Origin of the sequence: Streptomyces sp. NPDC059679, from assembly GCF_042734105.1 — a bacterium.
Lineage (GTDB): Bacteria > Actinomycetota > Actinomycetes > Streptomycetales > Streptomycetaceae > Streptomyces.
Genome location: NZ_JBHWES010000037.1, coordinates 1 through 26915 on the forward strand (window position 1 = coordinate 1; position 26915 = coordinate 26915).

Genomic DNA, 26915 nt, shown 5'->3' on the forward strand with positions numbered 1-26915 from the left:
GCCGCGCGGCGTATCGGGTGCTGTCACATCGAAGAGGCCGACGACGTCGGGGCGGCGGACGTGGAACTGCTCGCCGTGGTCGCCGGGCCGCTGGCCGTGTTCGTGGTGTCGCCTCCGGGGCTCGTGGTGGAGCTGGTGGGCGGGGTGGTCGGCGGCGTGGTGGGTGGCTTGGTGGTGGGGGTGGTCGGCGGGGTGGTCGGCGTCGTCGGGCGGTGGGTCGGGGTGTGCGTGGTGGACCCGGACGTGGGCGGGGTCGTCGTCGGCTGGCCCGTCGGCGACGCCGTGCCGCTGGACGACGGGGCGGTCGGGCTCTGCGAGGCGCTGGGCGAGCCGCTGACGAGCGTGGACGGGGACGTGGGCGCCCCGGGGACGCCGCTGGGGCCCGGCTGCCCGCTCTCGCCCGCGCCGCTCGTGGGCTCCTCGGCGGTCACCTTGTCGTCGTCGGCCTTACGGGAGGTCGACTCGCTCGGCTTGACGGTGTCGGCGGAGCCCTTGTCCCCGTCGCCCGAGGTGATGCCGATCGTCACCACCGTGCCGAGGACGGCCACGAGCAGGGCGCCCGCGCCCGCCGCGACCAGGTTGCGCCGGGCGCCGGTGAGCGCCGCGAAGCGGCGGCCGTGCGGGGCCCTGCCGCCGCCGGGGCCGCCGGCCCGGCTGCCGGGGCCGCCGATACCACCCGCGCCGCCCGTACCGCCGTCCCCCGTGCCGCCGGTGCCGACCGCGGCGAGTACGTCGGTACGGCTGAGGCGTTCGGTCGTCTCGACCCGCGGCGTGACGACGGTGATCTCGGTGTCGGCCGGGTCCTGCCGCGCCGCGGGCACCCCGCCGGGCGGGGAGGCCGACTCGTCGTGGCGTGCCTCCGTGACCTCCTCGCCCGGCGTCGTACGGCCGCCCGGCGCGGCGAAGACACCGGCCGCGGCCGGGCCGCCGGAGCGGTCGGTGACCAGGGCCAGGGCGCGCCGGCCCGCGACCGTGCCGCGCTTGTCGGCCAGTACGCCGCGCAGCCCGATGGACGCCTCCAACTCGGCCCGCGCCCGGTCCAGATTGCCCGTGCACAGCGCGAGGACGCCCAGCTCGTGGTGGAAGTACGCCTCCTCCGCGACCTGTCCGGCCAGCCGCGCGGCCTCCTGGCCGTGGCGCAGGGCGCGCTCCCAGGCGCCCCAGTGGAGCGCGGCGGCGAAGGCGGGGGTGGCGCTGCGGGCCAGCAGTACGGCGGTCTCGGCGCGGCCCGCCTCGCGGGCGGCGACCAGGGCGGCCATGGCGGTGAGGACCGCGTCGGCCTCGACGGCGACCCGCTCCGGGGCGACCGAGGGGTGGCCGGCCCACCAGGCGTAGTGCCGGGCGACGGCGCCCGCCCGCTCGGCCGTCCGGTCCGCGTAGCCGACGGCGGCGAGCTGGTCGGCCACGCCGACCGCCAGCCGGTAGTGCGGTCCCGCGGGTGTGACCAGGCCGCCGGCGATCAGCTCGACGAGCGCCGCGTCGGCGTGGGTGTCCCCGGCCAGCGCGGGCAGATGCGTCTGATGCGGGCACTCGCCGCCGAGCGCGACCGCGAACCGCAGGGTGTCCTGGGCCGCCTCGCTCAGCCGGGAAGCGATCAGCGCGACGGGGGCCGCGCCCTCGGCGAGCGTCGGCAGCGGGGTGGCGTCCCGTACGCCGGTCTCGGCGGAGGCGTCGTCCGCCGAGACCGGGTCCCCGGCCGAGCCCGAGGCCCCGGCAGAACCGGAAGCCTCGCCCCGCAGCGCGTCGCGCTGCCGCAGCAGTGCGCCCGCCTGGATGAACCGCAGCGGCAGCCCCTCGGATTCGAACCACAGGTCCGCGGCCCAGTCCCGCTCGTCCTCCGCCAACGGGCGCCGTACGGCCCGCTCGAGCAGTTCCAGGGACCCGGTGCGGCTCAGTCCGGAGAGGAAGACCTCTTCCAGGTGCGACTCGGTGGAGGGGGCCGCGACGGCCGGGGTGGTGGAGATCAGGAAGGCGCACTCGGGCGTCGCGTCCAGGAACTCGTCCAGCGCGGCGCCGCCGAACTCGATGTCGTCCAGCACGACGACCGCGCCGATCTCCGCGACCGCCGCCAGCAGCTCCGGGCGGCCGGGGCGGTACAGGGGCGCGCGGTAGACAGCGGCGTACAGCTCGTACAGCAGGTCGGTGGCGGTACGGCGGTAGCCGGAGAGGCGTACGACCCCGTCGGGCGCCAGGTCCTCGCAGTCCGCGGCGACGGCGTCCAGCAGCGTGCTGCGGCCCGCGCCGGACGGCCCGGTGACCCGCACCGACCGGCCGCGGGCGAGCAGCCGCGCCAGGCGCTCGCGCTCGTCCTCGCGCTCCAGCATCGGCACCTCGAAGGCCACCGCCCCCGCGGGCATCGGCGGGGCGGCGGCCCGGCGCAGCTCGGCGCGGTCGTCGGGGCCGCGGCGCTCGGGGTGGGCGGGCCGCCGGCCGGGCGGGCAGGGCTCTATCTCGCTGCCGTCGACCGGGTTGACCGTCAGCAGGTGGTCGCCGGCGACCACCTGGACCGTGCGCACGGGCGCGGGCGCGGGGCTTCCGCTCTCCGCCGGGTGCGGGGTCGGGGTGTCACGGCCGTGCTCTTCGGGTCCGCGGTTCGTCGGATCCATGGTGAAAGCCCCCCAGATGCGTGGCGTACTGTCCAAGCTTCCGGCCTGTCCGCACGCTTACCGAACCCTAGATCTCCACACAGTATCCACCGACGTGGAGCCCGCTCGCGCCGCCCCGAACACCCGCCGCCCGAACACCCGCGCCGCCCCCGGACACCCGCCGCCCCGGACACCCGCGCCGGCGCTCACACCCGCGGCAGCGACTCCGCTTCGAGTCCGCCCTCGATGGCCAGGATCCGGTGCAGCCGGGTGGCCACCAGCAGCCGCTGCATCTGGGGCGGCACCCCGCGCAGCACCAGCCGCCGGCCCGCTCGGCCGGCCTTCCGGTGCGCCCCCATGATCACGCCGAGCCCGGTGGCGTCCCAGGAGTCGAGCTCGGTCAGGTCGAGTACGAGGTCCCCGCCGCCGGATTCCAAAGCGGTGTGCAAGGCCGTACGGGCGTCCGCCGCGCTCCGGACGTCGAGTCGGCCCCCGACGGCGAGCTCGGCGTGGTCGCCCCTGATGTGCATATGCGCTCCCCTATGCGGTGCTCCCCCGGCTGTCGCCGGGATGGCCCCCTGTCTCCCATGAGTCAATCTGGTCTATCGAATTGACTGTGTCTCATGCGGTGAAGTTGCCGCTTGTAAGCGAACCGATACCGAATTCACCCGCAAGGGTGCACCTGCCCCTGATTGCGTTTGAGATGCGCAACAGGGGCAGGATGGCCGTACGGGCGGGACCGGCCCGGCGGACAGTCGGTCCGGGTCAGCCCGGGTCAGTAGCGGTAGAACCCGCCGCCGCTCTTCCGCCCGATGTCACCGGCGTCGACCATGCGGCGCATGACCTCCGGCGGCGCGAACTTCTCGTCCTGGGACTCGGTGTAGATGTTCTCCGTGGCGTGCAGCAGGATGTCCACGCCGGTCAGGTCGGCCGTCGCGAGGGGTCCCATCGCATGGCCGAAGCCCAGCTTGCACGCGGTGTCGATGTCCTCGGCGGTGGCCACCCCGGACTCGTACAGCTTGGCCGCCTCGACGACGAGCGCGGAGATCAGACGGGTGGTGACGAACCCCGCGACGTCGCGGTTGACGACGATACAGGTCTTGCCGACGCTCTCGGCGAACTCCCGTGCGGTGGCGAGGGTTTCGTCGCTGGTCTTGTATCCGCGCACCAGCTCGCACAGCTGCATCATCGGCACCGGCGAGAAGAAGTGGGTGCCCACGACCCGCTCGGGGCGCTCGGTGGCCGCCGCGATCTTGGTGATGGGGATGGCCGAGGTGTTGGAGGCGAGAATCGTCTCGTCCTTGACCAGGCCGTCGAGGGTACGGAAGATCTCCCGCTTGACCTCGATCTTCTCGAAGACGGCCTCCACGACGACATCCGCGTCGGCGGCGGCGTCCAGCTCGGTCGTGGTGGTGATGCGCGCCAGGGCCTGTTCGGCGGCCTCGGCGTCCAGCTTGCCCTTGGCGACGAACTTGTCGTACGAGGCGCGGATCGCGTCCGTGCCGCGGCGCAGCGCCTCATCGGTCACATCACGGAGCACGACGTCCCAGCCCGCCTGGGCGGAGACCTGCGCGATGCCGGATCCCATGAGTCCGGCCCCGATGACCGCGAGCTTCCTGGCCACGTTCACGTCCTTTCGTACGTTGCGTAACTGACGCCAATGGCCGGACCTTAACGCCCGTTCACGTCTCCTGGCAGCCCCTAGTAAGGCGCGTCACGGTGTGTTCTTCGCCGCATAGTTGAGCACGCGATCACTGAGCAGCGACTCCATGACGTCGATCTGGCGCAGCACCTCCACGGAGGTCTGCTCCGGTGCGCCGCCCGCGGCGTGGCAGCGCGCGATGCTGCGGTGCACTGCGTTCTGCATACCGATGACCTGGTGGGCGATGAACTCGGGCGTCGGGTCGTCCGGGGCGGCCCCCGTCTCCTCGCGCAGGGTGGCGGCGAGCCGGTCGACGGTCCGGCCCTGCATCCGCAGCACCCGGGCCATCAGCGTCGGCGACTCCTGGACGACCCGCATGAAGCGCGCGTAGCCCGGGTCCATCCCGGCGTAGGGGTTCCGCTCCGCGACGTCCTGGCGCAGCCGGGCCAGCACCGCCCGCACCGCCGAGGTGCCCTCCCCGCGCTCCCGCACGAGCAGCGAAGGGCGCTCGACGACCTCTTCCTCGCGGTCGAAGAGGAGGTCTTCCTTGGCGGGGAAGTAGTTGTAGACGGTGTTGACCGAGACGTCCGCGACCTCGGCGACCGCGGCGATGGTGACCGCGTCGAAGCCGTGCTCCAGGAAGAGCGCGGTGGCCATGTCCGAGATGTGCTGCCTGGTCTGCCGCTTCTTCCGCTCCCTGAGCCCTTCCGCCATGCCCCCCATCCTAGCTTCGATGGGGTCTATGAATTTTTGGGGTCGTTGCAAAATTTAAGTGTCCCTGCTTTTCTATCCACATGCCTGTCATCAGCACGGCCGGGCTCGCCCGGACCTTCCAGACCAAGCACGGCCCCGTCGAGGCCGTCCGCGGCATCGACCTCACCGTCAGGCCGGGCGAGATCCTGGGCTTCCTCGGCCCCAACGGCGCGGGCAAGACCACGACCCTGCGCATGCTCACCACGCTGCTCCCGCCCACCGGCGGGGCCGCGACCGTCGCCGGCTGCGACCTCGCCCGCGACCCGGCGGGGGTGCGCCGGAAGATCGGGTACGTCGCCCAGTCAGGCGGCGTCGACCCGTCCGTCTCCGTCCGCGAAGAGCTCGTCACCCAGGGACGGCTGTACCGGCTCGGCAAGGCGGAAGCCGCGGCCCGCGCCGAGGAACTGGCCGCCGAACTCGGCCTCACCGAGTTGCTGGACCGCAAATGCGGCGCCCTGTCCGGCGGTCAGCGGCGCCGCCTCGACATCGCCATGGGCCTCACCCACCGCCCGGCGGTCCTCTTCCTCGACGAGCCGTCCACCGGGCTCGACCCGGGCAGCCGCGCCGACCTGTGGGACCTCATCCGCCGGCTGCGCGGAGACCACGCCATGACGATCTTTCTGACCACCCACTACCTCGACGAGGCCGAAGCGCTCGCCGACCGGCTCGTCATCGTCGACAACGGAACGGTGGTCGCCGAGGGCACCGCCACCGCCCTCAAGGCCGAGTACGGCGGGTCGCCAGGCGCCACCCTCCAGGACGCCTTCATCGCCATCACCGGACGCGGCGCCGCACAGCCCGACACCGGCGCCGTCCCGCTCGCCGTCTAGCGACCCCAGGAGCCTTACGCCGTGTCCAACCTGCTCTCCGACACCGGCCTGATCTTCGGCCGCTATCTGCGCCAGGCCCTGAACTCCAAGGTCGGCGTGGTCTTCGGGCTGCTGCAGCCCATGTTCTACCTCGTCTTCTTCGGTCCGCTGCTGCACGACGTCCCCCTCGGCGGCGAGGGCGACTCCTGGCAGACGCTGGTCCCCGGGCTGCTCATCCAACTCGGCCTGTTCAGCGCCGCTTTCGCGGGCTTCGGCATCCTCCTCGAGAAGCAGTTCGGGGTGATCGAGCGGATGCGGGTCACCCCGGTCAGCCGGCTCGCGCTGCTGCTGGGCCGGGCGCTCAAGGACGTGGTCCTGCTGCTGGTCCAGTCGCTCGTCCTGGTGATCGCCGGCGTCGCTCTGGGGCTGCGCGCTCCGGTGCTCGGGGTGGTCGTGGGCTTCGTCTTCGTCGGCCTGCTCACCATCTCGCTGGCCTCGCTGTCGTACGCCCTGGCCATGCGGGTCGACGGCCCGCAGGGCTTCGCCCCGGTCATCAGCACCGTCAACATGCCCGCGATGCTGCTCTCCGGCGTCCTGCTGCCGATGGCCCTGGCGCCGGGCTGGCTGGACGTCGTCTCGCGCTGCGTCCCGTTCCGCTACCTGGTGGACGCGGTGCGCGCCGCGTATGTCGGCGACTACGCCTGGGACACCGTCGGCCTCGGCGCGCTGGTCGGACTCGCCCTGTGCGCGGTGTCCATGACGGTCGGCACCCGGGTGTTCCGCAAGGCGGGGGCGTAGCGCCCGTTCTCCGTCCCCTCGCGCGTAGGCTCGGGCCCATGGTCAGACTCACCCGCATCTATACGCGCACCGGGGACAACGGCACCACGGCCCTCGGCGATATGAGCCGCACCGCCAAGACCGACCCGCGGATCGCCGCGTACGCCGACGCGAACGAGGCGAACGCCGCGATCGGGGTGGCCATCGCGCTGGGGGCGCTGCCCCCGGAGATCGTCAACGTACTGGTCCGCGTCCAGAACGACCTGTTCGACGTGGGCGCGGACCTGTCCACCCCGGTGGTCGAGAACCCCGCACACCCGCCGCTGCGCGTCGAGCAGAGCTATGTCGACCAGCTGGAGGCGGACTGCGACCTGTTCCTCGAAGGCCTTGAGAAGCTGCGCAGCTTCATCCTCCCCGGCGGCACGCCCGGTGCGGCCCTGCTGCACCAGGCGTGTACCGTCGTACGCCGGGCCGAGCGCTCCACGTGGGCTGCGCTCGACGAGTACGCGGAGTCCATGAATCCGCTCACCGCCACCTATCTCAACCGCCTCTCCGACCTGCTGTTCATCCTGGCCCGGACGGCCAACAAGGAGGTCGGGGACGTGCTGTGGGTGCCCGGCGAGAACCGCTGATCACCGCTCGGTGAGGGACCGGGGCCGGCCCCGGTCCCCATCCCCCTCATCAGCCTGCTTCTTCTCTTTCGGGGGCCAGACGGTGTAGCCGACGGCGACCAGCAGATGGATGCCCGCGACCCGCGCCATCTGCAGCTGCCACGCCACCATCGGTTCGCTGCGGTCCCCGTCGCCGATCAGCCAGACGCACAGCTGCAGCACGGCCACCGCGATCACCGCGGCGATCAGCGTCATCCGCCACAGCCGCCACTCGTGCCGCACCCGCGCCGCGCCGTACTTGGGCGGCTTGACCGGGGGCGGCCCGCCCGCGAACCGGTGGGCGAAGCGCCCGTCCGCCCAATTGATCATGTAGTGCCCGTACGCGATGGAGAAGCCGAGGTAGACCGCGGCCAGCCCATGCGCCGTCGACGGCTCGGCGCCCCGCCGCAGGTCGATCACGGTCGCCGCCAGCAGCACCACGTCCAGCAGCGGCACACAGGCCAGCAGCGCCGCCCCGGCCCGCGGCTTCCGCAGGACGTACCGCACACACAGGCCGCCGAGCAGCACCACCCAGAAGCCGACCTCGCTGGCGACGATCAGTCCCACGATCACGGCCCGTTCTCCCTTCTCCCGCCCATCTCCCCTACCATCCCGCGCGATCCGGGCCGCCGCGTCGTCGGCGACGACGAGACCGGACTGCATCCTTCGATGTACGCCGCGCGCCCCCGGACTCGTCCGGAAGCGGAGGCAGGCACGGTGGCCGCGTGTTGTGATGGACCCATGCCGACCGGACTCCCGCCGCCGCACCGCGTCGACGTCGCCATCGGCGTGGGCGGGCTGCTCGGCGGACTGCTGCTGATGGGGCTCGGGCTGCGCGGCGGGGTGTATCTGGGCGAACTGTCACCCGTCACACTGCCCCAGTGGACGACGGTCGCCGCGCTGGTCGCCATGGCGCTCGCCGAACTGCTGCGCCGCGCGGCCCCGGGCACCGCCCTGGCGCTCGGCACCGCCGCCCTCGCCGTGGACCTGTGCGGCGGCTCGCTCATCGCGACCGTCCTGATGTACACGGACCTGGTGTACGCGGCGGTCCTCTACGGACCACCCTCCCTGGCCCGGCGGCTGCCGCCCGCGTGTGTGGCGACCACCGTGGTCGCCACGGTCGTACCGCTGGCGCTGCTGCGCACCCCCGAGTCGCTCTTCATCGGCCTGGTCACCGCCCTGCTCACCTTCGCCCCGGCCGGCACCGGGGCGATCGTGCGCAATCACCAGGAGGCCGCCGAGGCCGCCCGTCTTGAGGCCGAGCGGACGGCCCTGCTCGCCGAACTGGACCGGCGGGAGGCCGTGGTGGCCGAACGCGGCCGGATGGCCCGTGAGCTGCACGACCGGGTCGCCGGGCATCTGTCGGCCATCGCCATCCACTCCACCGCCGCGCTGTCCCTGGGCGACGCCGCCGCGACCGATCAGGCGCTCACCGTCATCCGGGAGAACAGCGTGCTGGGCCTGGCCGAAATGCGCCGCCTCATCGAGCTGTTGCGCGGCGCCGGCGGGGAGCCGGAGCCCACCGCGGCGCCCACTCTCGACGCACTCGACGCGCTGGTCGAGCGCGCCCGCTCGGACGCCACGTCCGTCAGCGAGCTCAAGTTCACGCTGTGCGACGACCGCCCGCCGGGCGGCGCCGCGCTTCCCACGCCGGTCGAGCTGGCCGCGTACCGCATCGTCCAGGAGTCCCTGACCAACACCCTCAAGCACGCGGCGCCCGGCGAGGTGACCGTACGGCTCGCCCAGCACGCCGACGGGCCCGGAGCGGGCGGCGTCCTGGAGGTCGGCGTCACCAGCCCGTACGACACCCGCCCCGGCGACACCCGCCCCGGCCCCCGCGCGCCCGGCTCCGGTATGGGCCTCATCGGGATGCGCGAACGCGTCACGCTGCTCGGCGGCACCCTCGAAGCGGGCCCGCACACCGGGCCGTCCGGCGCGGTGTGGCGGGTACGGGCGGTGCTGCCCCTCGACGGCAAAGGAGCCATGACACGGTGAAGGAGCAGTACGACGGGGCGAGCGGGGCGGCGCCAGTCAGGATCCGGGTGGTGGTCGCCGAGGATCAGCTGGCCGTACGGGCCGGGCTGGTGCTCATCCTGCGGTCCGCGCCGGACATGGAGGTGGTCGCGGAGGCGGCCGACGGCGAGCAGGCCGTACGTCTGGCCCGCGAGCTGCGCCCCGACCTGGTGCTGATGGACATTCAGATGCCGCGCCTGGACGGAGTTTCGGCCACCCGCGAGATCGTCGCCGAACAGCTGGCCGATGTGTTGATCCTGACCACCTTCGACCTCGACGAGTATGTCTTCGGCGCCCTGCGCGCCGGGGCCGCGGGCTTTCTCCTCAAGGACAGCGATGCGGCCGGTCTGCTGGAGGCCGTACGGACGGTGGCCCGCGGCGAGGGCATGATCGCCCCGGCCGTCACCCGCCGTCTGATCGCCGAGTTCGCCCGCCCGCAGTCCGCGCCGGCGGCCCCGACCGCCGACCCCGCGGCGCTCGCCTCCCTCACCCCGCGCGAACGCGAGGTGCTGGGCGCGCTGGGCCAGGGTCTGTCCAACGCCGAGATCGCCGACCACCTCGCCATGGCGGAGGCCACCGTGAAGACCCACGTCAGCAGGGTGCTGGCCAAGCTGGGGCTGCGCAGCCGGGTGCAGGCGGCGGTGCTGGCCCAGGAGCAGATCCGGGCATGACAAAACGCGCCCAGCCTCCCGGGCGCGCTCTTCGGCGACCTTTTACGTCGCGGTACGCGATGTCACGCCACGTTGACCCGCTGCCCCGGCGGGGCGGCCTCCAGCCAGGCGAGAAAGCCGGTCAGCGCGTCCTCGCTCATCGCCAGCTCCAGCCGGGTGCCGCTGTGCAGACACGCCAGCACCACGGCGTCGGAGAGCAGCGCCAGCTCCTCCTCGCCCTTGGGCGTACGCCGCTCCAGCACCTCGATCGAGGCGCGCTCCAGCACCCGGCGCGGTCTGGGCGCATAGGAGAAGACCCGGAACCACTCGATCCGGTCACCGTTGTAACGGGCGACCCCGTACACCCAGCCCTTGCCGCTGGGCTCCGGTTCGGTCTCGCCCTCGGGCGCGTTCCACCGCAGTGAGCAGTCAAAGGTTCCGCCGGACCGCTGGATCAGCCGCCGCCGCAGACCGAAGACGAAGAGTCCCACGACCACCAGCGCTACGACCACGCCGCACACAAGCAGAGCGAGGGCCATCTTCACCGACCTCCTCGCGTCATCCGGAAAAACCGCACCTGCATCGCCTCAGCCGCGGACCGGCGCAGGAAATTTCCCACGCGGCCCGCGGCTGAGGGTTTCGACCGTTCGTGACAGGCTTCAGTGCACTCCCGCCACAGCGCGCAGCCGGACGTCGGCGCGCCGCTCGGCGGCGGCGTCCGCCTCCGACTTGGCGCGCTCCAGCGCCCGCTCCGCCCGCTTGACATCGATCTCGTCGGACAGCTCCGCGATCTCGGCGAGCAGCGAGAGCTTGTCGTCCGAGAACGAGATGAAGCCGCCGTGGACCGCGGCGATGACCGTTCCGCCCTCGCTGGTGCGGATGGTCACCGGACCGGACTCCAGCACACCGAGCAGCGGCTGGTGGCCGGGCATGACGCCGATGTCACCGGATGTGGTGCGCGCGATGACCAAGGTGGCCTTGCCGGACCAGACACTACGGTCCGCCGCGACCATCTCGACATGCAGCTCAGCAGCCAACGTGGCTCCTCGGGTCTCCACCTGCCGGGGGCGACAGGGCTTTCGTCAAAGGATAACGGGCGTACGGAGAGGGGTGGGACGCGGCCCACCCCTCTCCGGTGACCTCGGGGTCAAGAAGACCGGGCTCAAGAAGACCAGGCTTCAGAAGACCGGGCTCAGGAGACGCCCAGCTCCTTGGCGTTCTTCTTCAGGTCCTCCAGACCACCGCACATGAAGAACGCCTGCTCCGGGAAGTGGTCGAACTCACCGTCGGCGATCGCGTTGAACGCGGCGATCGACTCGTCCAGCGGCACGTCCGAGCCGTCGACACCGGTGAACTGCTTCGCCGCGTGGGTGTTCTGCGACAGGAAGCGCTCGATACGGCGGGCGCGGAAGACGGTGAGCTTGTCTTCCTCGCCGAGCTCGTCGATGCCGAGGATGTTGATGATGTCCTGCAGGTCCTTGTACTTCTGCAGGATCGAGATGACCCGCGAAGCACAGTCGTAGTGGTCCTGCGAGATGTAACGGGGGTCCAGGATCCGGGAGGTGGAGTCCAGCGGGTCCACCGCCGGGTAGATGCCCTTCTCCGAGATCGGACGGGAGAGCACCGTCGTCGCGTCGAGGTGCGCGAAGGTGGTCGCCGGGGCCGGGTCGGTCAGGTCGTCCGCGGGGACGTAGATCGCCTGCATGGAGGTGATCGAGTGACCGCGGGTCGAGGTGATGCGCTCCTGGAGGATGCCCATCTCGTCGGCCAGGTTCGGCTGGTAGCCCACCGCGGAGGGCATCCGGCCGAGCAGGGTCGAGACCTCGGAACCGGCCTGGGTGAAGCGGAAGATGTTGTCGATGAAGAACAGCACGTCCTGCTTCTGCACATCGCGGAAGTACTCCGCCATGGTCAGACCGGCCAGGGCGACCCGCAGACGGGTGCCCGGGGGCTCGTCCATCTGGCCGAAGACCAGCGCGGTCTTGTCGAGAACGCCGGCCTCCTCCATCTCGACCATGAGGTCGTTGCCCTCACGGGTGCGCTCGCCGACGCCGGCGAACACGGAAACGCCCTCGTGCAGCTTGGCCACACGGACGATCATTTCCTGGATGAGGACGGTCTTGCCGACGCCCGCGCCGCCGAACAGACCGATCTTGCCGCCCTTGACGTACGGGGTCAGCAGGTCGACGACCTTCAGACCGGTCTCGAACATCTCGGTCTTGGACTCGAGCTGGTCGAAGGCCGGGGCCTTGCGGTGGATCGGCCAGCGCTCGGTGACCTCGGACTCGGCCTCGGGCTCATTGAGGATCTTGCCCAGGGTGTTGAACACCCGGCCCTTGGTCATGTCACCGACCGGGACGGTGATGCCGTCGCCGGTGTCGGTCACCGGGGCCTGGCGGACCAGGCCGTCGGTGGGCTCCATGGAGATGGCGCGTACCAGGCCCTCGCCGAGGTGCTGGGCGACCTCGAGGGTGAGCGTCTTGGTCTTGCCCTCCTCGGAGGGGTCGGCGACCTCGACGTTCAGGGCGTTGTAGATCTCCGGCATCGCGTCGACGGGGAACTCCACGTCGACGACCGGGCCGATGACCCGCGCGACGCGGCCAGTGGCCACGCCGGCAGGAGCGGTCGGCTCAACAGTGGTGGTCATAGTTGTCAGTCACTCCCCGCAGAGGCGTCGGCCAGGGCGCTCGCGCCACCGACGATCTCGCTGATTTCCTGGGTGATTTCGGCCTGGCGGGCCGCGTTGGCAAGCCGCGTGAGCGACTTGATGAGCTCTTCGGCGTTGTCGGTCGCCGACTTCATCGCCCGGCGGGTGGCCGCGTGCTTGGACGCCGCGGCCTGCAGCAGAGCGTTGTAGATACGGGACTCGACGTACCGCGGCAGCAGCGCGTCGAGCACCTCCTCCGACGACGGCTCGAACTCGTACAGCGGCGCGATGACACCCTTCGCCGCCGTCTCCTCGGCCGTCTTCTCCATGCTCAGCGGCAGCAGCCGGTGGTCGACCGGCGTCTGCGTCAGCATCGAGACGAACTCGGTGTAGACGATGTGCAGCTCGTCCACGCCACCCTCGGCGGTGTTCTGCTGCACGGCCTCGATCAGCGGGCCCGCGATGTTCTTGGCGTCCGCGTAGGTCGGGTTGTCGGTGAACCCGGTCCACGACTGGGTGACCTTGAGCTCGCGGAAGCCGTAGTAGGCGACACCCTTGCGGCCGACGATGTAGGTGTCGACCTCCTTGCCCTGCTCGGTGAGGGTACGGGTGGCCTGCTCGGCCGCCTTGATCACATTCGAGGAGTAGCCGCCGGCCAGACCGCGGTCGCTGGTGATGAGCAGCAGCGCGGCCCGGGTCGGACGCTCGGCCTCGGTGGTGAGCGGGTGCTGGGTGGTGGAGCCGGTGGCCACCGCGCCCACCGCCCGGGTGAGCTCACTGGCGTACGGAGTCGACGCGGCCACCCGGCGCTGCGCCTTGACGACGCGCGAGGCGGCGATCATCTCCATCGCCTTGGTGATCTTCTTGGTCGCAGAGATGGACTTGATCCGCCTCTTGTAGACCCGGAGTTGGGCACCCATGCTCAGCCCTCGCCCAGCAGCTTGCCGTCCGAGGTCTCGAACTGGCGCTTGAAGCTGTCCACGGCCTCGCCCAGCGCGCCGATGGTGTCGTCGGACATCTTGCCGCCCTCGACGATGCTGGTCATCAGGCCCTTGTGCTCACGGTGCAGATAGTCCAGCAGCTCGCGCTCGAAGCGGCGGATGTCCTCGACCGGCACGTCGTCCATCTTGCCGGTGGTGCCGGACCAGATGGAGACGACCTGGTCCTCGGTGGCGTACGGGGCGTACTGCGACTGCTTGAGCAGCTCGACCATGCGCGAACCGCGCTCCAGCGAAGCCTTGGAGGCCGCGTCCAGGTCGGAGCCGAAGGCGGCGAACGCCTCGAGCTCACGGAACTGGGCGAGGTCCACCCGGAGCCGGCCGGAGACCTGCCGGATGGCCCGGTGCTGGGCGGAGCCGCCGACTCGGGAGACCGAGATACCAACGTTCAGAGCCGGGCGCTGGCCGGCGTTGAACAGGTCGGACTCCAGGAAGCACTGGCCGTCGGTGATGGAGATGACGTTGGTCGGGATGAACGCCGAGACGTCGTTGGCCTTGGTCTCGACGATCGGCAGACCGGTCATCGAGCCGGAACCCATGTCGTCGGAGAGCTTGGCGCAGCGCTCCAGCAGCCGGGAGTGCAGGTAGAAGACGTCACCGGGGTACGCCTCGCGGCCCGGCGGGCGGCGCAGCAGCAGCGAGACGGCGCGGTAGGCGTCGGCCTGCTTGGACAGGTCGTCGAAGACGATCAGGACGTGCTTGCCCTGGTACATCCAGTGCTGGCCGATGGCCGAGCCGGTGTAGGGGGCCAGGTACTTGAAGCCCGCCGGGTCGGACGCCGGGGCGGCGACGATCGTCGTGTACTCCAGGGCGCCTGCCTCCTCCAGCGCGCCGCGCACGCCGGCGATGGTGGAGCCCTTCTGGCCGATGGCGACGTAGATGCAGCGGACCTGCTTCTTGGGGTCGCCCGAGCGCCAGTTGTCGCGCTGGTTGATGATCGTGTCGACGGCCAGCGCGGTCTTGCCGGTCTGCCGGTCGCCGATGATCAGCTGACGCTGGCCACGGCCGATCGGGGTCATCGCGTCGACGGCCTTGTAGCCGGTCTCCATCGGCTCGTGCACCGACTTGCGCTGCATGACCGTGGGGGCCTGCAGCTCGAGGGCTCGGCGGCCCTCGGTCTCGATCTCGCCGAGGCCGTCGATCGGGTTGCCCAGCGGGTCGACGACGCGGCCGAGGTAGCCCTCGCCGACGGCTACCGAGAGCACCTCGCCGGTGCGCTGCACCTGCTGGCCCTCCTCGATGCCGCTGAACTCACCGAGGACGACCGCGCCGATCTCGCGCTCTTCCAGGTTGAGCGCGAGGCCGAGGGTGCCGTCCTCGAACTTCAGCAGCTCGTTCGCCATGGCCGAGGGAAGACCTTCGACCTTCGCGATGCCGTCGCCGGCCACGGTGACCGTACCGACCTCCTCGCGCGAGGCCGCGTCCGGCTTGTACGCCTGGACAAAGTTCTCCAGCGCGTCCCGGATCTCCTCCGGCCGGATCGTGAGCTCCGCCATCTGGGTTCCCTGCTCTCCTTGTTGGGCCCGAAGTATCTGACCACGGCCCAACTCGGGCCGCTTACATGCTTGTTGAGTTGGCTTTTGAGTTGGTTCGGCCTGGGTCAGCCGGCCATCCGCCGGGCCGCCTCGCCCAGGCGGTCGGCGATGGTGCCGTCGATGATCTCGTCGCCGACGCGTACCTCGATCCCGCCGAGGACCTCGGGGTCCACGTCCAGGTTGAGGTGCACCTTGTGGCCGTACAGCTTCGCCAGAGCCGCACCGAGACGCTGCTTGTGCTGGTCGCTGAGCGGCACGGCCGAGGTCACCACCGCGACCAGGCGGTCGCGGCGGGCCGCGGCGAGCCGCGAGAGGCCGTCCAGCCCCGCTTCCAGGCTACGTCCCCGCGGCTGGGCCACAAGACGCGCGACCAGCCGCTCGGTGGCCGGATTGACCCGGCCGCCCAGCAGCTCGCGCACCAGTGTGACCTTCGCCGCGGTGGTGGCGACCCGGTCGGTCAGCGCCGACCGCAGCTCGGTGGACGAGGAGATGATCCGGCCGAACCGGAACAGCTCGTCCTCCACACCGTCGAGGGCGCCGGCCCGCTGGGCCGCCACGAGGTCGGCGGCGGACGCCAGCTCCTCGATGGAGTCCACCAGGTCGCGCGAGCGCGACCAGCGGGACCGGACCATGCCGGAGACCAGGTCGATGGTCTCGCCACCGACCTGGCCGGACAGCAGGCGCGCGGCCAGCTCGGCCTTGGCCTCGCCGGGCTGCGCCGGGTCGGTGAGGACCCGGCGCAGCGAGACCTCGCGGTCGAGCAGCGCGGTGACGGCGGCCAGCTCGTCCGCGAGCTTCGTGGCGTCGACGGAGGTGCTGTCCGTCAGCGCGTCGAAGCGCTCGCGCGCTGCGGCCAGTGCCTCGCGGCTCGCTCCGTTCATCGGCCGGCCTCGGCCTTCGTCTCGGCCGCGGCGTCGGCCTTCGTCTCGAGCTCATCGAGGAACCGGTCGATCACGCGGCTCTGCCGGGCGACGTCCTCCAGGGACTCGCCGACGAGCTTGCCGGCCAGGTCGGTGGCGAGCTTGCCCACGTCCTGGCGCAGCGTCTGCGCCGCCTGCTTGCGGTCGGCCTCGATCTGGGCGTGGCCCGCGGCGATGATCTCCTCACGCTGCCGCTGACCCTCCGCGCGCATCTCGGCGATGAGCGCGGCGCCCTGCTCCTGCGCCTCCTGGCGCAGCCGCGCGGCCTCGTGACGAGCGTCGGCGAGCTGAGCGCGGTAGTCCTCGAGGACCTGCTGGGCCTCGGCCTTACGGGCCTCGGCCTCCTCCATGCCGCCCTCGATCGCCGCACGGCGCTCGTCCAGAACCCGGTTGATGTTCGGGAGGAGCTTCTTGGCGAAGAAGAAGAAGACGATGGCGAAGGCGATGAGGCCGATGACGAGCTCTGGGATCGGCGGGAGAAGCGGGTTCTCCGGTTCGTCAGCCGCCAGGAATGTCAAGGCGTTCACATCATTGCCTTTCGTCCGTTGGACCGGTTGTTCGCCGCGGTCACTTGGTCGGGTAGACGAACGGCATGACCAGACCGATCAGGGCGAGCGCCTCACAGAGAACGAAGCCGAGGATCTGGTTGGCGCGGATCAGACCGGCCGCCTCGGGCTGACGGGCCAGCGCCTGGGTGCCGTTACCGAAGATGATGCCGACGCCGACGCCGGGGCCGATGGCCGCGAGGCCGTAGCCGATCGAGCCGAGGTTGCCCTTGAGCTCGACAGCGGCGAGGGTCGTCTGGAGAGCGGACATGCCGATTCTTCCTTCTCTTTCACGGACCGGTGGGGGTTGGCCACCGGACGCCTTTTAGGACGGGGCTGGCTGGGGTCTCAGTGGTGCTCGGCGAGAGCGCCCTGGATGTAGGTGCAGGCCAGCAGGACGAAGACGTATGCCTGAAGGGCCTGGATGAACAGCTCGAACATGGTCAGCAGGATGACCATCACGAACGAGACGCTGGCGTAGGCGATGCCGATGCCGTTCAGCAGGTACCAGCTGGCGATCGTGAAGATCAGCAGCAGGATGTGCCCGGCGAACATGTTGGCGAAGAGCCGGACGGCGTGGGTGAACGGCCGGATGAGCAGGTTGGAGAAGGTCTCCAGGACCATGACCAGCGGCAGCACCGCGCCCAGCGACTTGTCGTAGCCGGTGATGTTCTTCCAGCCGCCGACGAAACCGTGCTTCCTGAAGGTCAGGCTGACCCACAGGATGTAGACGATCGCGGCGAGGCCGGCCGGGAAGGCGATGATCGACGTCACCGGGAACTGGGCGAGCGGGATGACCGACCAGAGGTTCATCATCCAGATGAAGAAGAACAGCGAGACCATGAGGGGGACGTACTTGTCGCCCTCCTTCTTGCCCAGGGCCTCGTAGACGACACCGCGGCGCACGAAGTCGTAGCCCGCCTCGCCGATCATCTGCAGCTTGCCGGGGACGATCTTGGCCTTGCCGAAGGCGGCCCAGAAGAAGACCATCACGACCACGGTGCCCAGCAGAGCCAGCAGAACCGGCTTGGTGAACTCGAAGCCGCCAATGGTGGCGATCGGCTCGAACGTGAATGAGTGGAGCCCTGGGGCCGGGAAGCCGCACCCGTCGAAGATGTGGCAATCGGTCTCGAAGGCGAGTGTCTGGTCAGGACTCACCGCGAGCTCCTTCAGCGTGGCGCATGGGTACGGCAACCTCGTTGTGTCGGCGCGGCGCATGGCCGCGGAACGGCACTGGACTGGTCTTGCGAATGTGGGGGCGGCTTGTCGGCACAAGTCCGGTGTGGTCGGTGGGCAGCAGCTGCATGGGCCGCCGATTCCGTCCCGTGGAATCCGGGGGTTCAGCCACCTGCGCCCGCTGTGCCTCAGATGGCACCGGACGATAGCAGGTGAGCGGACGTGCCCTTATACCGGCCCTACAGATCACGATGGGGACCCGGCGGGAGAAACCTTCTTCTCCCCCGCCGGGGTCCGTTCGTCTTCGGACTCCGGCTGCACGTAGAAGATCTTGGCCTTCATGTGCGCACGGGTCTGCGCGGTGATCCACATCAGCGTCGCGGCGAGCAGCGAGAAGGCGAAGGCCCTGGTGTTGAACAGGGTGGTGTCCTTGAAGATGCCGAGGAACACCGCCATCAGCAGGAACTGCACGGCGTAGAGCGCGAGACCCATCATCTGGAAGATCTGCGGAAGCTTGCTGGCGGTCCGCATCAGCACGATCAGGTCGATCGTCATCAGCGCGATCACCAGAATCGCCCCGACCGCGGCCCCCAACGCGCCCTTGCCACCGGCGAGTACGGCGCCGACAGCGATGGCGGCGGCGCCGACGACTGCGGTGGGCACGGCACACTGCAGGAGCGTTCGGGCGTCGTTGGACTGCATGAAGGGTTCTCCGGCAAGAGTCGGAAGCAACGGTTCGTCGTTGACGAGCGTATCCCCGGGGATCAAAGGAACCTCACGACGAAGGACAGTCGCACTACGGCCCTTCGGCTCTGGCACCGGGTTTTCGTGAACGGTATCACAAACTATTTGATGAGGTCTTTACCTGCCGGATGTGCTGCACATCACACGGGAGGGTTAAGGAGCATATCTCACATTGACGGCGATGGTCGCCGAATAAGCCCGCTACCGAGAGCTACGGATCTTCCCCTCCCAGCCACCGCTGGGAGTTGCCCCCTGCTGAGTGAACCGGGAGCGGTCGCCGATCGCGGTGGCCCCATTGACCCCGGCCGGGACCCGGCCCACCGGCTCGGCCGCCGCATCACACCCCGGCGCTCCGGCCGACCCCTCCGGTGCGACCTCCCGCGCGGCCGCGGCGATCCGGTTCCGGCGGCGGCGGTACCGAGGCGGAACGAAGCCCTCCGCCCAGTGCGGCACCCGCGGGGTGAACCGCGGCAGGAGCAGCAGGACCAGGCCCACCGCGCTCAGCCCCACGATCGAGAGCACGAACCACATGCTGACCGAGTTCACCGAGTACGCCACGGCGCCGAACGCGATCAGCGCCGACCAGAAGTACATGATCAGCACCGCGCGGCTGTGCGAGTGGCCGATCTCCAGCAGCCGGTGGTGCAGATGGCCGCGGTCCGCGGCGAACGGCGACTGGCCCCGCCAAGTACGGCGGACGATGGCCAGCACCAGATCGGCGAACGGCACCGCGATCACGGTCAGCGGCAGCAGCAGCGGAATGTAGACCGGGACGGTGGCGTGCACCGCGGCGGTCTCCGAGCCGGCGAACAGCTTCATCGCGTCCGGGTCCACCTGACCGGTGATCGAGATCGCGCCGGCCGCCAGCACCAGGCCGATGAGCATCGAGCCGGAGTCGCCCATGAAGATCCGGGCCGGGTGGATGTTGTGCGGCAGAAAGCCCAGGCACATCCCCATCAGAATGGCGGCGAACAGGGTCGCGGGGGCGGCCGCCTCCAGGCCGTAGCCGTACCAGATGCGGTACGCGTACATGAAGAACGCCGCGGCCGCGATGCACACCATGCCCGAGGCCAGACCGTCCAGACCGTCCACGAAGTTCACCGCGTTGATGGTGATCACCACCAGCGCGACCGTGAGCAGCGTGCCCTGCCAGGGGGTCAGCGAGACCGGGCCCACGCCGGGCACCGGCAGCCAGAGGATGGTGAGGCCCTGGAGCACCATCACGCCCGCGGCGATCATCTGGCCGCCCAGCTTGATCAGCGCGTCCACGCCCCACTTGTCGTCCAGCACGCCCAGCAGCCAGATCAGCCCGGCCCCGGACAGCAGCGCACGCGGCTCGTTGGACAGCTCGAAGACGCCCTTGAGGTTGGTGAGATGGGCGGCGACCAGCAACCCCGCGCACAGCCCGCCGAACATCGCGATACCACCGAGCCGCGGTGTGGGCTCGCGGTGCACATCGCGCGCGCGGATCTCCGGCATCGCGCCCGCCACGATGGCGAACTTCCGAACCGGCCCGGTCAGCAGATAGGTGACCGCGGCCGTGATGCACAGAGTCAGCAGATATTCACGCACAGACTGCCCCACAGATGTCGCTGGCCATCTCAGCAACACACACTAGCCCCCTCCGACCAGTGAGACGGGCCATCGACGAGGACGTTGTCCGTCCTTGAGTCGGTTCCGCCCATTCCGGCTCCGCAATCTCAGTCGGAGCAAATCAGTCGGAGTAAGGTGCGAACGCCGTCGCCAACTCCCTGACCTCGGCCCGCAGTTCCCGCAGCCGCTGCGAGGTCTCCTTCTCCCGCAGCGCCACCATGAGCAGCTGGGCGATGCGCGCCATCTCGTCCGTCCCCATCCCCTGTGTGGTCACCGCCGCGGTGCCCAGCCGGATGCCCTTGACGCAGCCGCCCGGCTCGGTCGCGGACGCCACGGCGCAGCTGTCCAGCACGATGCCCGCCGCGGCGCAGCGGGCCCGGGCGGCGGGGCCGTCCAGGCCCAGGGGGGCGGGGTCGGCGATGATCAGATGGGTGTCGGTGCCGCCGGTGATCACCGGGATGCCCTCGGCGGCCAGGGCGTCGACCAGCGCATGGGCGTTGGCGACGACCCGGTGGGCGTACGCGGTGAAGGCGGGCTGCGCGGCCTCGGCGAACGCGACGGCCTTGGCGGCGACGGCGTGCATCTGCGCGCCGCCCTGCGAAAACGGGAAGACCGCGCGGTCGACCCGCTCGGCGAGGTCCGCACCGCACAGCACCATCCCGCCGCGGGGCCCGCGCAGCACCTTGTGTGTGGTCGCGCACACCACATCGGCGTACGGCACCGGATTGGGCGCGGCCTTCCCGGCCACCAGGCCGATGGGGTGGGCGGCGTCCGCGATCAGATACGCGCCTACCTCGTCGGCGATCTCCCGGAACGCCGCGTAGTCCAGGTGGCGGGGGTAGGAGATCGAGCCGCAGACGATCGCCTTGGGGCGGTGGGCCCGCGCCAGGTCGCGCAGTTGCTCGTAGTCGATCAGTCCGGTGTGCGGGTCGACGCCGTAGCCGATGAAGTCGAACCAGCGGCCGGAGAAGTTGGCCGGGGAGCCATGGGTGAGATGTCCGCCGTGCGCCAGCGCCATCGCCATCACCGGGTCGCCGGGCCGCAGCAGCGCGGCGTACGCGGCGAGCACCGCGGAGGAGCCCGAGTGCGGCTGCACATTGGCATGCTCCGCGCCGAACAGGGCCTTCGCCCGGTCCATGGCGATCCGCTCGGCGACGTCGACCAGCTCGCATCCGCCGTGGAATCGGGCGCCCGGGTAGCCCTCGGCGTACTTGTTGGCCAGCGGCGAGGCCAGGGCGGTGAGCACGGCCCGGGAGGTGAAGTTCTCCGCGGCGATCAGCTGCAGTCCGCCCCTGACGCGGTCCAGCTCGCCCAGGACGATCCCGGCGATATCGGGGTCCTGCCGGCGCAGCGCGTCGAAGTCGGGTTCCCAGGAGGCATTGGCCGTACGGATCACACCGGCCTGACCGGTGCGGCCGGCGTGGCCGGTCTGCCCGGCCGGGTTGCCGCGCGGCGGCGCGGGGGTAGCGGCCATCGCTAGCTCACAGCCTCAGGTAGAACAGGCCCGGGTGGTGCGGGAGGGCGAGCGTTATTGCGTCTTCCCAATGTAGGCCCGGGCCCGGCCTGGGGCTACGCGGGAGCGGGCACCCCCGTCAGGGCCGTCACCACGGGCTCCAGGGCCTCGTGGATCTCGTCGCCGATGGAGCGGAAGAAGGTGATCGGCGCGCCGTACGGATCGTGCACCTCGTCCGCCTCCTCGGTCGGCGCCAGCAGCCAGCCGCGCAGCGCGGCGGCCGCCTGGACCAGGGCGCGGGCCCGGTCGACCACGCCGCCCGCCTCTTCCGGGTCGGGCAGCGTCGCCGGGTCTATGGCCCGTACCAGCCGGGTGAACTCCTTGAGCGTGAAGGTGCGCAGCCCCGCCGAATGCCCCATGGAGATGACCTGGGCGCGGTGGTCGCGGGTGGCGGTGAGGACGAGGTCGGCGCGGATGACGTGCTCGTCGAGCAGTTCACGGCCGAGGAAGCCGGCCGGGTCGGCGCCGAAGTCGGTCAGGACGGTGGCGGCGTGCGCCTCCATGGGCGCGCCCTCGTGGCCCCAGGTCCCGGCGCTCTCCACGATCAGCCCGCTGGTGCGCTCGCTGCCCAGACGGTGCGCGAGGGCGTGCCGGGTCAGCCGCTCGGTGATCGGCGAGCGGCAGACGTTGCCGGTGCTGACGTGGAGGATGCGGAAGACGTGTTCGGCGCTGTGGTGACGGTGTTCCGCTATGCCACGCCCCTCAGGGGCTGTCAATTGGCCACCTCGAGGTCGGGTACGACCTCCCGCAGCTGCTCGGCGCTCAGGGCGCCCGCGCGCAGCAGGACCGGCACCTTGGCGGTCACATCGACGATGGAGGACGGGACGGCGGCGGGGGTCGGCCCGCCGTCGAGATAGACCGAGACCGAGTCGCCGAGCATGTCCTGGGCCGCGTCGCAGTCCTGCGGCGAGGGGTGGCCGGTGAGGTTGGCGCTGGAGACCGCCATCGGGCCGAAGTCGTTCAGCAGCTCGATCGCGACCGGGTGCAGCGGCATCCGGACCGCGACCGTGCCGCGGGTCTCCCCCAGATCCCAGGTGAGCGACGGCTGGTGCCGGGCGACCAGGGTGAGCGCGCCCGGCCAGAAGGCGTCCACGAGCTCCCACGCCTGCTCGGACAGGTCGGTGACCAGGCCGTGCAGGGTGTTCGGGGAGCCGACGAGGACGGGGGTCGGCATATTGCGGCCGCGGCCCTTGGCCTCCAGCAGATCGCCGACGGCCTCGGCGTTGAAGGCGTCCGCACCGATGCCGTAGACGGTGTCGGTGGGCAGCACGACCAGCTCGCCGCGGCGGACGGCGGACGCGGCCTCACGCAGGCCGGTCTTGCGGTCGGTCGGGTCGCCGCAGTCGTATCGCCGTGCCATCATTTCTCCTTCGCTGGGTATCCGGCAGTGCGGTGCGTCACCGGATCGCTACTTTCCGCCCACAGGGCCCGTCCGCCGGGGTCGCGCCATGCGCCGAGGTCACGCCATCCGCCCGCGTCACGGCATGGCCTTCCGCGCCGTGGCGAAGCGGGGCCGCTTGTTCAGGTCGGGGTGGTCGGCGGCGTCCGCCCAGCCACGCTCCTCGGTGAAGATCCACGGCACCTGGCCGCCCTGGGTGTCGGCGTGCTCGATGACCACGACCCCGCCGTGGCGCAGCAGCCGGTGGGCGGTGCGCTCCAGGCCGCGGATCACATCGAGGCCGTCCTCGCCGGAGAACAGCGCCAGCTGCGGGTCGTGGTCGCGGGCCTCGGGCGCGACGTACTCCCACTCGGTCAGCGGGATGTACGGCGGGTTGCTGATCACCAGGTCCACCTGTCCGTCGAGCTCGGGCAGGGCCGTCAGCGCGTCCCCCTGGTGGAGAACGACGCGGGACCCCTCGACGTTCTTACGGGCCCACCGCAGGGCGCCCTCGTCCAGCTCCACGGCGTGCACCCGCGACCGCGGCACCTCCTGGGCCAGCGCGAGGGCGATCGCCCCGGAGCCCGAGCACAGGTCGACGATCAGCGGTTCGACGACGTCCATGGCACGTACCGCGTCTATGGCCCAGCCGACGACCGACTCGGTCTCCGGGCGCGGCACGAAGACGCCGGGGCCGACCTGGAGCTCCAGATAGCGGAAGAAGGCGCGCCCGGTGATGTGCTGCAGGGGCTCGCGGGCCTCCCGGCGGGCTACGGCCTCCCAGTAGCGGGCGTCGAAGTCGGCGTCGGCGACACCGTGCAGCTCACCCCGCTTGACGCCGTGCACAAAGGCGGCCAGCTCCTCCGCGTCGAAGCGCGGAGACGGCACGCCGGCGTCGGCCAGCCGCTGGGTGGCCTGCGCCACCTCGGCGAGCAGCACATTCACTGAATTCCTCCAGCCGGTCCGGACAAAGGCTAAGGCTACGGGCCTTCCCTTGGGGGTGTGGCCTTACTGCGCGGCCGCGAGCTTTGCGGCCGCGTCGGCGTCGACGCACGCCTGGATGACCGGATCGAGTTCGCCGTCGAGCACCTGGTCCAAGTTGTACGCCTTGAAGCCGACCCGGTGGTCCGAGATCCGGTTTTCCGGAAAGTTGTAGGTGCGGATGCGTTCGGACCGGTCCACCGTGCGTACCTGGCTGCGCCGCGCGTCCGACGCCTCCCGCTCGGCCTCCTCCTGGGCCGCGGCCAGCAGCCGCGAGCGCAGGATGCGCAGCGCCTGCTCCTTGTTCTGGAGCTGGCTCTTCTCGTTCTGGCAGGAGACCACGATGCCGGTGGGCAGGTGGGTGATGCGCACGGCGGAGTCGGTGGTGTTGACCGACTGGCCGCCGGGGCCCGAGGAGCGGTAGACGTCGATCCGCAGGTCGTTCTGGCTGATCTCGACCTCGACCTCCTCGGCCTCCGGGGTGACCAGCACACCGGCGGCGGAGGTGTGGATACGGCCCTGCGACTCGGTGGCGGGCACCCGCTGTACGCGGTGCACCCCGCCCTCGTACTTCAGTCGGGCCCACACCCCCTGGCCGGGCTCCGCGTTGCTCTTGGCCTTCACCGCGACCTGGACGTCCTTGTAGCCGCCGAGGTCGGACTCGTTGGCGTCGATGATCTCGGTCTTCCAGCCGACGCGCTCGGCGTAGCGCAGATACATCCGCAGCAGATCGCCCGCGAACAGCGCGGACTCCTCGCCGCCCTCGCCGGCCTTGACCTCGAGGATCACGTCCTTGTCGTCGCTGGGGTCGCGCGGGACCAGCAGCAGCCGCAGCCGGTCGGTCAGCTCCTCGCGCCGCGCCTCCAGCTCCTTGACCTCATCGGCGAAGTCCGCGTCGAGCTGGGCCAGCTCGCGCGCGGTCTCGATGTCTTCCCCGGTCTGCTTCCAGGAGCGGTACGTGCCGACGATCGGGGTCAGCTCGGCGTAGCGCTTGTTGAGCCGCATCGCCTCGCGCTGGTCGGCGTGGACCGCGGGGTCGGCGAGCCGCTTCTCGAGGTCGGCGTGTTCGCCGATCAGTTCCTCGACCGCCTCGAACATCAAGGGCTCCTGGTTGCGTGGAATGGGCTGCGTGGGGGTGGGGTGCCGTAAGGCCATCACGACCGGCCGTACGTCAGCCGTAATGACAGGCCGTGACGAGAAGCCGGGACGAGAAGCCGTGACGACAAAACGCCGGTCCGGCCGCCCCAGGGAAGGGGCGACCTGAGACCGGCGCCGTGCGGGTCGCTACTTCTTGGCGGACCCGGCGTTCTTGCCGAAGCGGGCCTCGAACCGCGCCACGCGGCCACCGGTGTCGAGGATCTTCTGCTTGCCCGTGTAGAACGGGTGGCACTCGGAGCAGATGTCGGCACGGATGGTGCCGCCCGCCACGGTGCTACGGGTCGTGAAGGAGGCGCCGCAGGTGCAGCTGACCTGCGTCTCGACGTACTCCGGGTGAATGTCGCGCTTCAAGGGATTCTCCTAGGTTCGGGAGGGCACCGGGTCGACAGGCGGGTTGCCTGACGTGAACCGGGGCCGACGAACCAGTCTGCCAGGACTGGCCGCATCCCCCAAAACCGGGGGTAGGGCCCAGATATTCCCAGGGCTGGGATGAGGGGCAAAGAGCCCGTATGCGGGTGTCAGGGATAGGTGGGCGTCACGGATACGTGGACGTCAGGGATTCTGGACGACCTTGCCGGCGTCGCCGGTCGCGTCCCCCGCCGAGCCTTTGGTCGCGGACGCCGGAATCGGCTTGTCCCAGCGCAGCGCCCGCCAGACCTGCCGGGCCTTGGTGTCGATCGGCAGTACGCGGTTGGGGTCGTTCGGGTCGTACTGCACGGGCAGCGTCACCATGTGCATGTCCTTGGAGTCGATGCCCTTCAGATCCTCGGCGAAGCCGCGCAGCTTGTTGACGGAGGCCAGCTCGGAGTCGGTGGTCAGCGCCTTGGTGGAGGTGTCGGCGAGGTCGTAGAGCTTCTTCGGGCTGCTGAACAGGTCCACGGACTTGATCTGGTCGAGCAGCGCCTTGATGAACGCCTGCTGGAGCTTGATCCGGCCGAGGTCGCTGCCGTCGCCGACGGCGTGCCGGGTGCGCACCAGGCCGAGGGACTGCTCGCCGTTGAGAGTGTGCTTTCCGGGCTCCAGGTCGAGGTGGCTCTTGGCGTCGTGGATCGGCTGGGTGGTGGTGATGTCCACGCCGCCGAGCTGGTCTATGAGGTGCTTGAAGCCGGAGAAGTCGACCTCGAGGTAGTGGTCCATGCGGATGCCGGTCATCGACTCGACGGTCTTGACGGCGCAGGCCGGGCCGCCGACCTCGTACGCGGAGTTGAACATCGCCAGACGCTGCGCGGGGACCTTCTCGCCGTCCTTGGTGCAGACGGGGCGGCGGATCAGGGTGTCGCGCGGGATGCTGACGACGCTGGCCTTCTCACGGCCCTTGTAGACGTGCACGACCATCGCGGTGTCGGAGCGGGAGGTGCCCTCGTCGGTGCCGTACTTGGCGTTCTGGCCGGCGCGCGAGTCGGAGCCGAGGACCAATATGTCCATGGAGCCGTTGTCGACGTTCTTGGGGCGGTCGGAGCCGAGGGCGCCGTTGATGTTGACGCTGGTGATATTGCCGTTCAGCTTGTAGTACAGATAACCGGCCCCCGCACCGCCCAGGACCAGCACGGTCGCCAGCGTCCACACCGTGCCCATCAGGGCCTTGCGGCGTCCGCTGCGGGGCGTCGGGGCCGAATCCTGCGGTGTGGTGTTCCTGTGCTTAGCCATGCCCTCTTCAGTCCTCGCTGTCCGGTGTACCCCCACCATCACTTGGCGTGTTCGCGCCGTGATTCGACCTGACAGACGACAGGTCGTCCGCCAGGGTTGCATATGGAGGTCTCCCGTTCCGGGACCGAGCACGGCGCCCACACCTCGCTACGACCTACCGGGCTCGCGCCGCTGACCTGGAGTTTCGTCGCGTACGACGGA

General features: G+C 70.6%; 28 protein-coding genes. 5 read left to right on the plus strand and 23 right to left on the minus strand.

The genetic code is table 11. The features are described 5' to 3' along the window. Positions 1 to 23: 23 nt before the first annotated feature. The 4 genes from ACFV2X_RS32040 to ACFV2X_RS32055 form a co-directional block, all read right to left on the minus strand. Entirely contained in the window at positions 24 to 2606 is a 2583-nt protein-coding gene (locus tag ACFV2X_RS32040) for an ATP-binding protein (RefSeq protein ID WP_385623203.1), read from the minus strand. 185 nt (positions 2607 to 2791) lie between these two features. Beyond that, positions 2792 to 3115: an STAS domain-containing protein gene (locus ACFV2X_RS32045; RefSeq protein WP_089513060.1), complete on the minus strand. Its 324-nt coding sequence runs from the start codon at positions 3113 to 3115 to the stop codon at positions 2792 to 2794. Between the two features lie 245 nt (positions 3116 to 3360). Next, entirely contained in the window at positions 3361 to 4209 is an 849-nt protein-coding gene (locus tag ACFV2X_RS32050) for a 3-hydroxyacyl-CoA dehydrogenase family protein (protein ID WP_385623205.1), read from the minus strand. A gap of 90 nt (positions 4210 to 4299) precedes the next feature. After that, positions 4300 to 4941: a TetR/AcrR family transcriptional regulator gene (locus ACFV2X_RS32055; protein ID WP_385623208.1), complete on the minus strand. Its 642-nt coding sequence runs from the start codon at positions 4939 to 4941 to the stop codon at positions 4300 to 4302. An 80-nt stretch (positions 4942 to 5021) separates the two neighbouring features. On the opposite strand from ACFV2X_RS32055, the gene ACFV2X_RS32060 reads away from it, so the two are divergent. From ACFV2X_RS32060 to ACFV2X_RS32070, 3 genes are read left to right on the plus strand one after another with little or no spacing between them, the layout of a single operon-like run. Continuing rightward, positions 5022 to 5810 carry an ABC transporter ATP-binding protein gene (locus ACFV2X_RS32060; RefSeq protein WP_385623211.1) on the plus strand — a complete coding sequence of 263 codons (789 nt, stop codon included), beginning with the start codon at positions 5022 to 5024 and terminating at the stop codon, positions 5808 to 5810. A gap of 21 nt (positions 5811 to 5831) precedes the next feature. Continuing rightward, a complete protein-coding gene (locus tag ACFV2X_RS32065) occupies positions 5832 to 6587 on the plus strand; it encodes an ABC transporter permease (RefSeq protein ID WP_385623214.1) in 756 nt (251 codons plus the stop codon). Positions 6588 to 6625: 38 nt separating this feature from the next. Then, the gene (locus tag ACFV2X_RS32070; RefSeq protein ID WP_385623217.1) at positions 6626 to 7198 is read left to right on the plus strand and encodes a cob(I)yrinic acid a,c-diamide adenosyltransferase; all 573 of its coding nucleotides are present in this window, start codon (positions 6626 to 6628) and stop codon (positions 7196 to 7198) included. Here the strand turns inward: ACFV2X_RS32070 and ACFV2X_RS32075 are convergent, their stop codons facing one another. After that, entirely contained in the window at positions 7199 to 7879 is a 681-nt protein-coding gene (locus tag ACFV2X_RS32075; protein ID WP_385623219.1) for a hypothetical protein, read from the minus strand. A 78-nt stretch (positions 7880 to 7957) separates the two neighbouring features. Here ACFV2X_RS32075 and ACFV2X_RS32080 point away from each other — a divergent pair, with 78 nt between their 5' ends. Together ACFV2X_RS32080 and ACFV2X_RS32085 are read left to right on the plus strand one after the other, a co-directional pair. Next, positions 7958 to 9211, plus strand: coding sequence for a sensor histidine kinase (locus tag ACFV2X_RS32080; RefSeq protein WP_385623222.1), 1254 nt, complete (start codon positions 7958 to 7960; stop codon positions 9209 to 9211). Then, on the plus strand, positions 9208 to 9900 hold the full coding sequence (locus tag ACFV2X_RS32085) for a response regulator (RefSeq protein ID WP_385623225.1): 693 nt from the start codon (positions 9208 to 9210) through the stop codon (positions 9898 to 9900). Before ACFV2X_RS32080 ends, ACFV2X_RS32085 begins: the two co-directional genes overlap by 4 nt. Before the next feature lie 62 nt (positions 9901 to 9962). On the opposite strand, the gene ACFV2X_RS32090 is transcribed toward ACFV2X_RS32085, so the two are convergent. From ACFV2X_RS32090 to ACFV2X_RS32175, 18 genes are all read right to left on the minus strand, one after another. After that, positions 9963 to 10418, minus strand: coding sequence for a DUF2550 domain-containing protein (locus ACFV2X_RS32090; protein WP_089513080.1), 456 nt, complete (start codon positions 10416 to 10418; stop codon positions 9963 to 9965). Positions 10419 to 10538: 120 nt separating this feature from the next. Next, on the minus strand, positions 10539 to 10916 hold the full coding sequence (locus ACFV2X_RS32095) for a F0F1 ATP synthase subunit epsilon (protein ID WP_086860034.1): 378 nt from the start codon (positions 10914 to 10916) through the stop codon (positions 10539 to 10541). Between the two features lie 155 nt (positions 10917 to 11071). Next, positions 11072 to 12526 carry a F0F1 ATP synthase subunit beta gene (gene atpD / locus ACFV2X_RS32100; RefSeq protein ID WP_385623229.1) on the minus strand — a complete coding sequence of 485 codons (1455 nt, stop codon included), beginning with the start codon at positions 12524 to 12526 and terminating at the stop codon, positions 11072 to 11074. A gap of 5 nt (positions 12527 to 12531) precedes the next feature. Continuing rightward, positions 12532 to 13446, minus strand: a complete 915-nt coding sequence (locus ACFV2X_RS32105; protein WP_089513069.1) for a F0F1 ATP synthase subunit gamma — start codon at positions 13444 to 13446, stop codon at positions 12532 to 12534. A gap of 2 nt (positions 13447 to 13448) precedes the next feature. Continuing rightward, the gene (atpA, locus tag ACFV2X_RS32110) at positions 13449 to 15020 is read right to left on the minus strand and encodes a F0F1 ATP synthase subunit alpha (protein WP_385623232.1); all 1572 of its coding nucleotides are present in this window, start codon (positions 15018 to 15020) and stop codon (positions 13449 to 13451) included. Positions 15021 to 15124: 104 nt separating this feature from the next. Beyond that, positions 15125 to 15940 (minus strand): F0F1 ATP synthase subunit delta, encoded by an 816-nt coding sequence (locus tag ACFV2X_RS32115; protein WP_385623235.1) that lies wholly within the window; start codon positions 15938 to 15940, stop codon positions 15125 to 15127. Next, the gene (locus ACFV2X_RS32120) at positions 15937 to 16506 is read right to left on the minus strand and encodes a F0F1 ATP synthase subunit B (protein WP_385623238.1); all 570 of its coding nucleotides are present in this window, start codon (positions 16504 to 16506) and stop codon (positions 15937 to 15939) included. The genes ACFV2X_RS32115 and ACFV2X_RS32120 overlap by 4 nt, the downstream gene beginning before the upstream one ends. 40 nt (positions 16507 to 16546) lie before the next feature. Next, positions 16547 to 16795: an ATP synthase subunit C gene (locus tag ACFV2X_RS32125; RefSeq protein WP_014176377.1), complete on the minus strand. Its 249-nt coding sequence runs from the start codon at positions 16793 to 16795 to the stop codon at positions 16547 to 16549. Between the two features lie 77 nt (positions 16796 to 16872). Continuing rightward, a complete protein-coding gene (atpB, locus tag ACFV2X_RS32130; RefSeq protein ID WP_385623242.1) occupies positions 16873 to 17682 on the minus strand; it encodes a F0F1 ATP synthase subunit A in 810 nt (269 codons plus the stop codon). 264 nt (positions 17683 to 17946) lie between these two features. Further along, complete coding sequence (locus ACFV2X_RS32135; RefSeq protein WP_385623405.1) at positions 17947 to 18402, minus strand: hypothetical protein; 456 nt, start codon at positions 18400 to 18402, stop codon at positions 17947 to 17949. Positions 18403 to 18645: 243 nt separating this feature from the next. Further along, complete coding sequence (locus tag ACFV2X_RS32140; RefSeq protein WP_385623245.1) at positions 18646 to 20016, minus strand: MraY family glycosyltransferase; 1371 nt, start codon at positions 20014 to 20016, stop codon at positions 18646 to 18648. A gap of 142 nt (positions 20017 to 20158) precedes the next feature. Next, on the minus strand, positions 20159 to 21511 hold the full coding sequence (glyA, locus tag ACFV2X_RS32145) for a serine hydroxymethyltransferase (RefSeq protein WP_385623248.1): 1353 nt from the start codon (positions 21509 to 21511) through the stop codon (positions 20159 to 20161). Between the two features lie 95 nt (positions 21512 to 21606). Then, a complete protein-coding gene (locus ACFV2X_RS32150) occupies positions 21607 to 22266 on the minus strand; it encodes a protein-tyrosine-phosphatase (protein WP_385623251.1) in 660 nt (219 codons plus the stop codon). Then, the gene (locus ACFV2X_RS32155) at positions 22263 to 22910 is read right to left on the minus strand and encodes an L-threonylcarbamoyladenylate synthase (protein ID WP_385623408.1); all 648 of its coding nucleotides are present in this window, start codon (positions 22908 to 22910) and stop codon (positions 22263 to 22265) included. The genes ACFV2X_RS32150 and ACFV2X_RS32155 overlap by 4 nt, the downstream gene beginning before the upstream one ends. 117 nt (positions 22911 to 23027) lie before the next feature. Next, positions 23028 to 23873 carry a peptide chain release factor N(5)-glutamine methyltransferase gene (gene prmC, locus ACFV2X_RS32160; protein ID WP_089514210.1) on the minus strand — a complete coding sequence of 282 codons (846 nt, stop codon included), beginning with the start codon at positions 23871 to 23873 and terminating at the stop codon, positions 23028 to 23030. A 63-nt stretch (positions 23874 to 23936) separates the two neighbouring features. Next, a complete protein-coding gene (gene prfA, locus ACFV2X_RS32165; protein ID WP_385623254.1) occupies positions 23937 to 25007 on the minus strand; it encodes a peptide chain release factor 1 in 1071 nt (356 codons plus the stop codon). A gap of 186 nt (positions 25008 to 25193) precedes the next feature. Further along, positions 25194 to 25418: a 50S ribosomal protein L31 gene (gene rpmE / locus ACFV2X_RS32170; protein WP_014176386.1), complete on the minus strand. Its 225-nt coding sequence runs from the start codon at positions 25416 to 25418 to the stop codon at positions 25194 to 25196. Between the two features lie 201 nt (positions 25419 to 25619). Further along, the gene (locus tag ACFV2X_RS32175) at positions 25620 to 26714 is read right to left on the minus strand and encodes an LCP family protein (protein ID WP_385623255.1); all 1095 of its coding nucleotides are present in this window, start codon (positions 26712 to 26714) and stop codon (positions 25620 to 25622) included. Positions 26715 to 26915 lie beyond the last annotated feature (201 nt).

Excerpts from the sequence above, each read along its gene's own strand:
- ACFV2X_RS32040 (WP_385623203.1), bottom strand. The coding sequence starts at position 2,606 with ATGGATCCGACGAACCGCGGACCCGAAGAGCACGGCCGTGACACCCCG.
- ACFV2X_RS32045 (WP_089513060.1), bottom strand. The coding sequence starts at position 3,115 with ATGCACATCAGGGGCGACCACGCCGAGCTCGCCGTCGGGGGCCGACTC.
- ACFV2X_RS32055 (WP_385623208.1), bottom strand. The coding sequence starts at position 4,941 with ATGGCGGAAGGGCTCAGGGAGCGGAAGAAGCGGCAGACCAGGCAGCAC.
- ACFV2X_RS32060 (WP_385623211.1), top strand. The coding sequence starts at position 5,022 with ATGCCTGTCATCAGCACGGCCGGGCTCGCCCGGACCTTCCAGACCAAG.
- ACFV2X_RS32070 (WP_385623217.1), top strand. The coding sequence starts at position 6,626 with ATGGTCAGACTCACCCGCATCTATACGCGCACCGGGGACAACGGCACC.
- ACFV2X_RS32075 (WP_385623219.1), bottom strand. The coding sequence starts at position 7,879 with ATGCAGTCCGGTCTCGTCGTCGCCGACGACGCGGCGGCCCGGATCGCG.
- ACFV2X_RS32080 (WP_385623222.1), top strand. The coding sequence starts at position 7,958 with ATGCCGACCGGACTCCCGCCGCCGCACCGCGTCGACGTCGCCATCGGC.
- ACFV2X_RS32090 (WP_089513080.1), bottom strand. The coding sequence starts at position 10,418 with ATGGCCCTCGCTCTGCTTGTGTGCGGCGTGGTCGTAGCGCTGGTGGTC.
- atpD (WP_385623229.1), bottom strand. The coding sequence starts at position 12,526 with ATGACCACCACTGTTGAGCCGACCGCTCCTGCCGGCGTGGCCACTGGC.
- ACFV2X_RS32105 (WP_089513069.1), bottom strand. The coding sequence starts at position 13,446 with ATGGGTGCCCAACTCCGGGTCTACAAGAGGCGGATCAAGTCCATCTCT.
- atpA (WP_385623232.1), bottom strand. The coding sequence starts at position 15,020 with ATGGCGGAGCTCACGATCCGGCCGGAGGAGATCCGGGACGCGCTGGAG.
- ACFV2X_RS32115 (WP_385623235.1), bottom strand. The coding sequence starts at position 15,940 with ATGAACGGAGCGAGCCGCGAGGCACTGGCCGCAGCGCGCGAGCGCTTC.
- ACFV2X_RS32125 (WP_014176377.1), bottom strand. The coding sequence starts at position 16,795 with ATGTCCGCTCTCCAGACGACCCTCGCCGCTGTCGAGCTCAAGGGCAAC.
- ACFV2X_RS32135 (WP_385623405.1), bottom strand. The coding sequence starts at position 18,402 with ATGCAGTCCAACGACGCCCGAACGCTCCTGCAGTGTGCCGTGCCCACC.
- glyA (WP_385623248.1), bottom strand. The coding sequence starts at position 21,511 with ATGGCCGCTACCCCCGCGCCGCCGCGCGGCAACCCGGCCGGGCAGACC.
- ACFV2X_RS32155 (WP_385623408.1), bottom strand. The coding sequence starts at position 22,910 with ATGGCACGGCGATACGACTGCGGCGACCCGACCGACCGCAAGACCGGC.
- prfA (WP_385623254.1), bottom strand. The coding sequence starts at position 25,007 with ATGTTCGAGGCGGTCGAGGAACTGATCGGCGAACACGCCGACCTCGAG.
- ACFV2X_RS32175 (WP_385623255.1), bottom strand. The coding sequence starts at position 26,714 with ATGGCTAAGCACAGGAACACCACACCGCAGGATTCGGCCCCGACGCCC.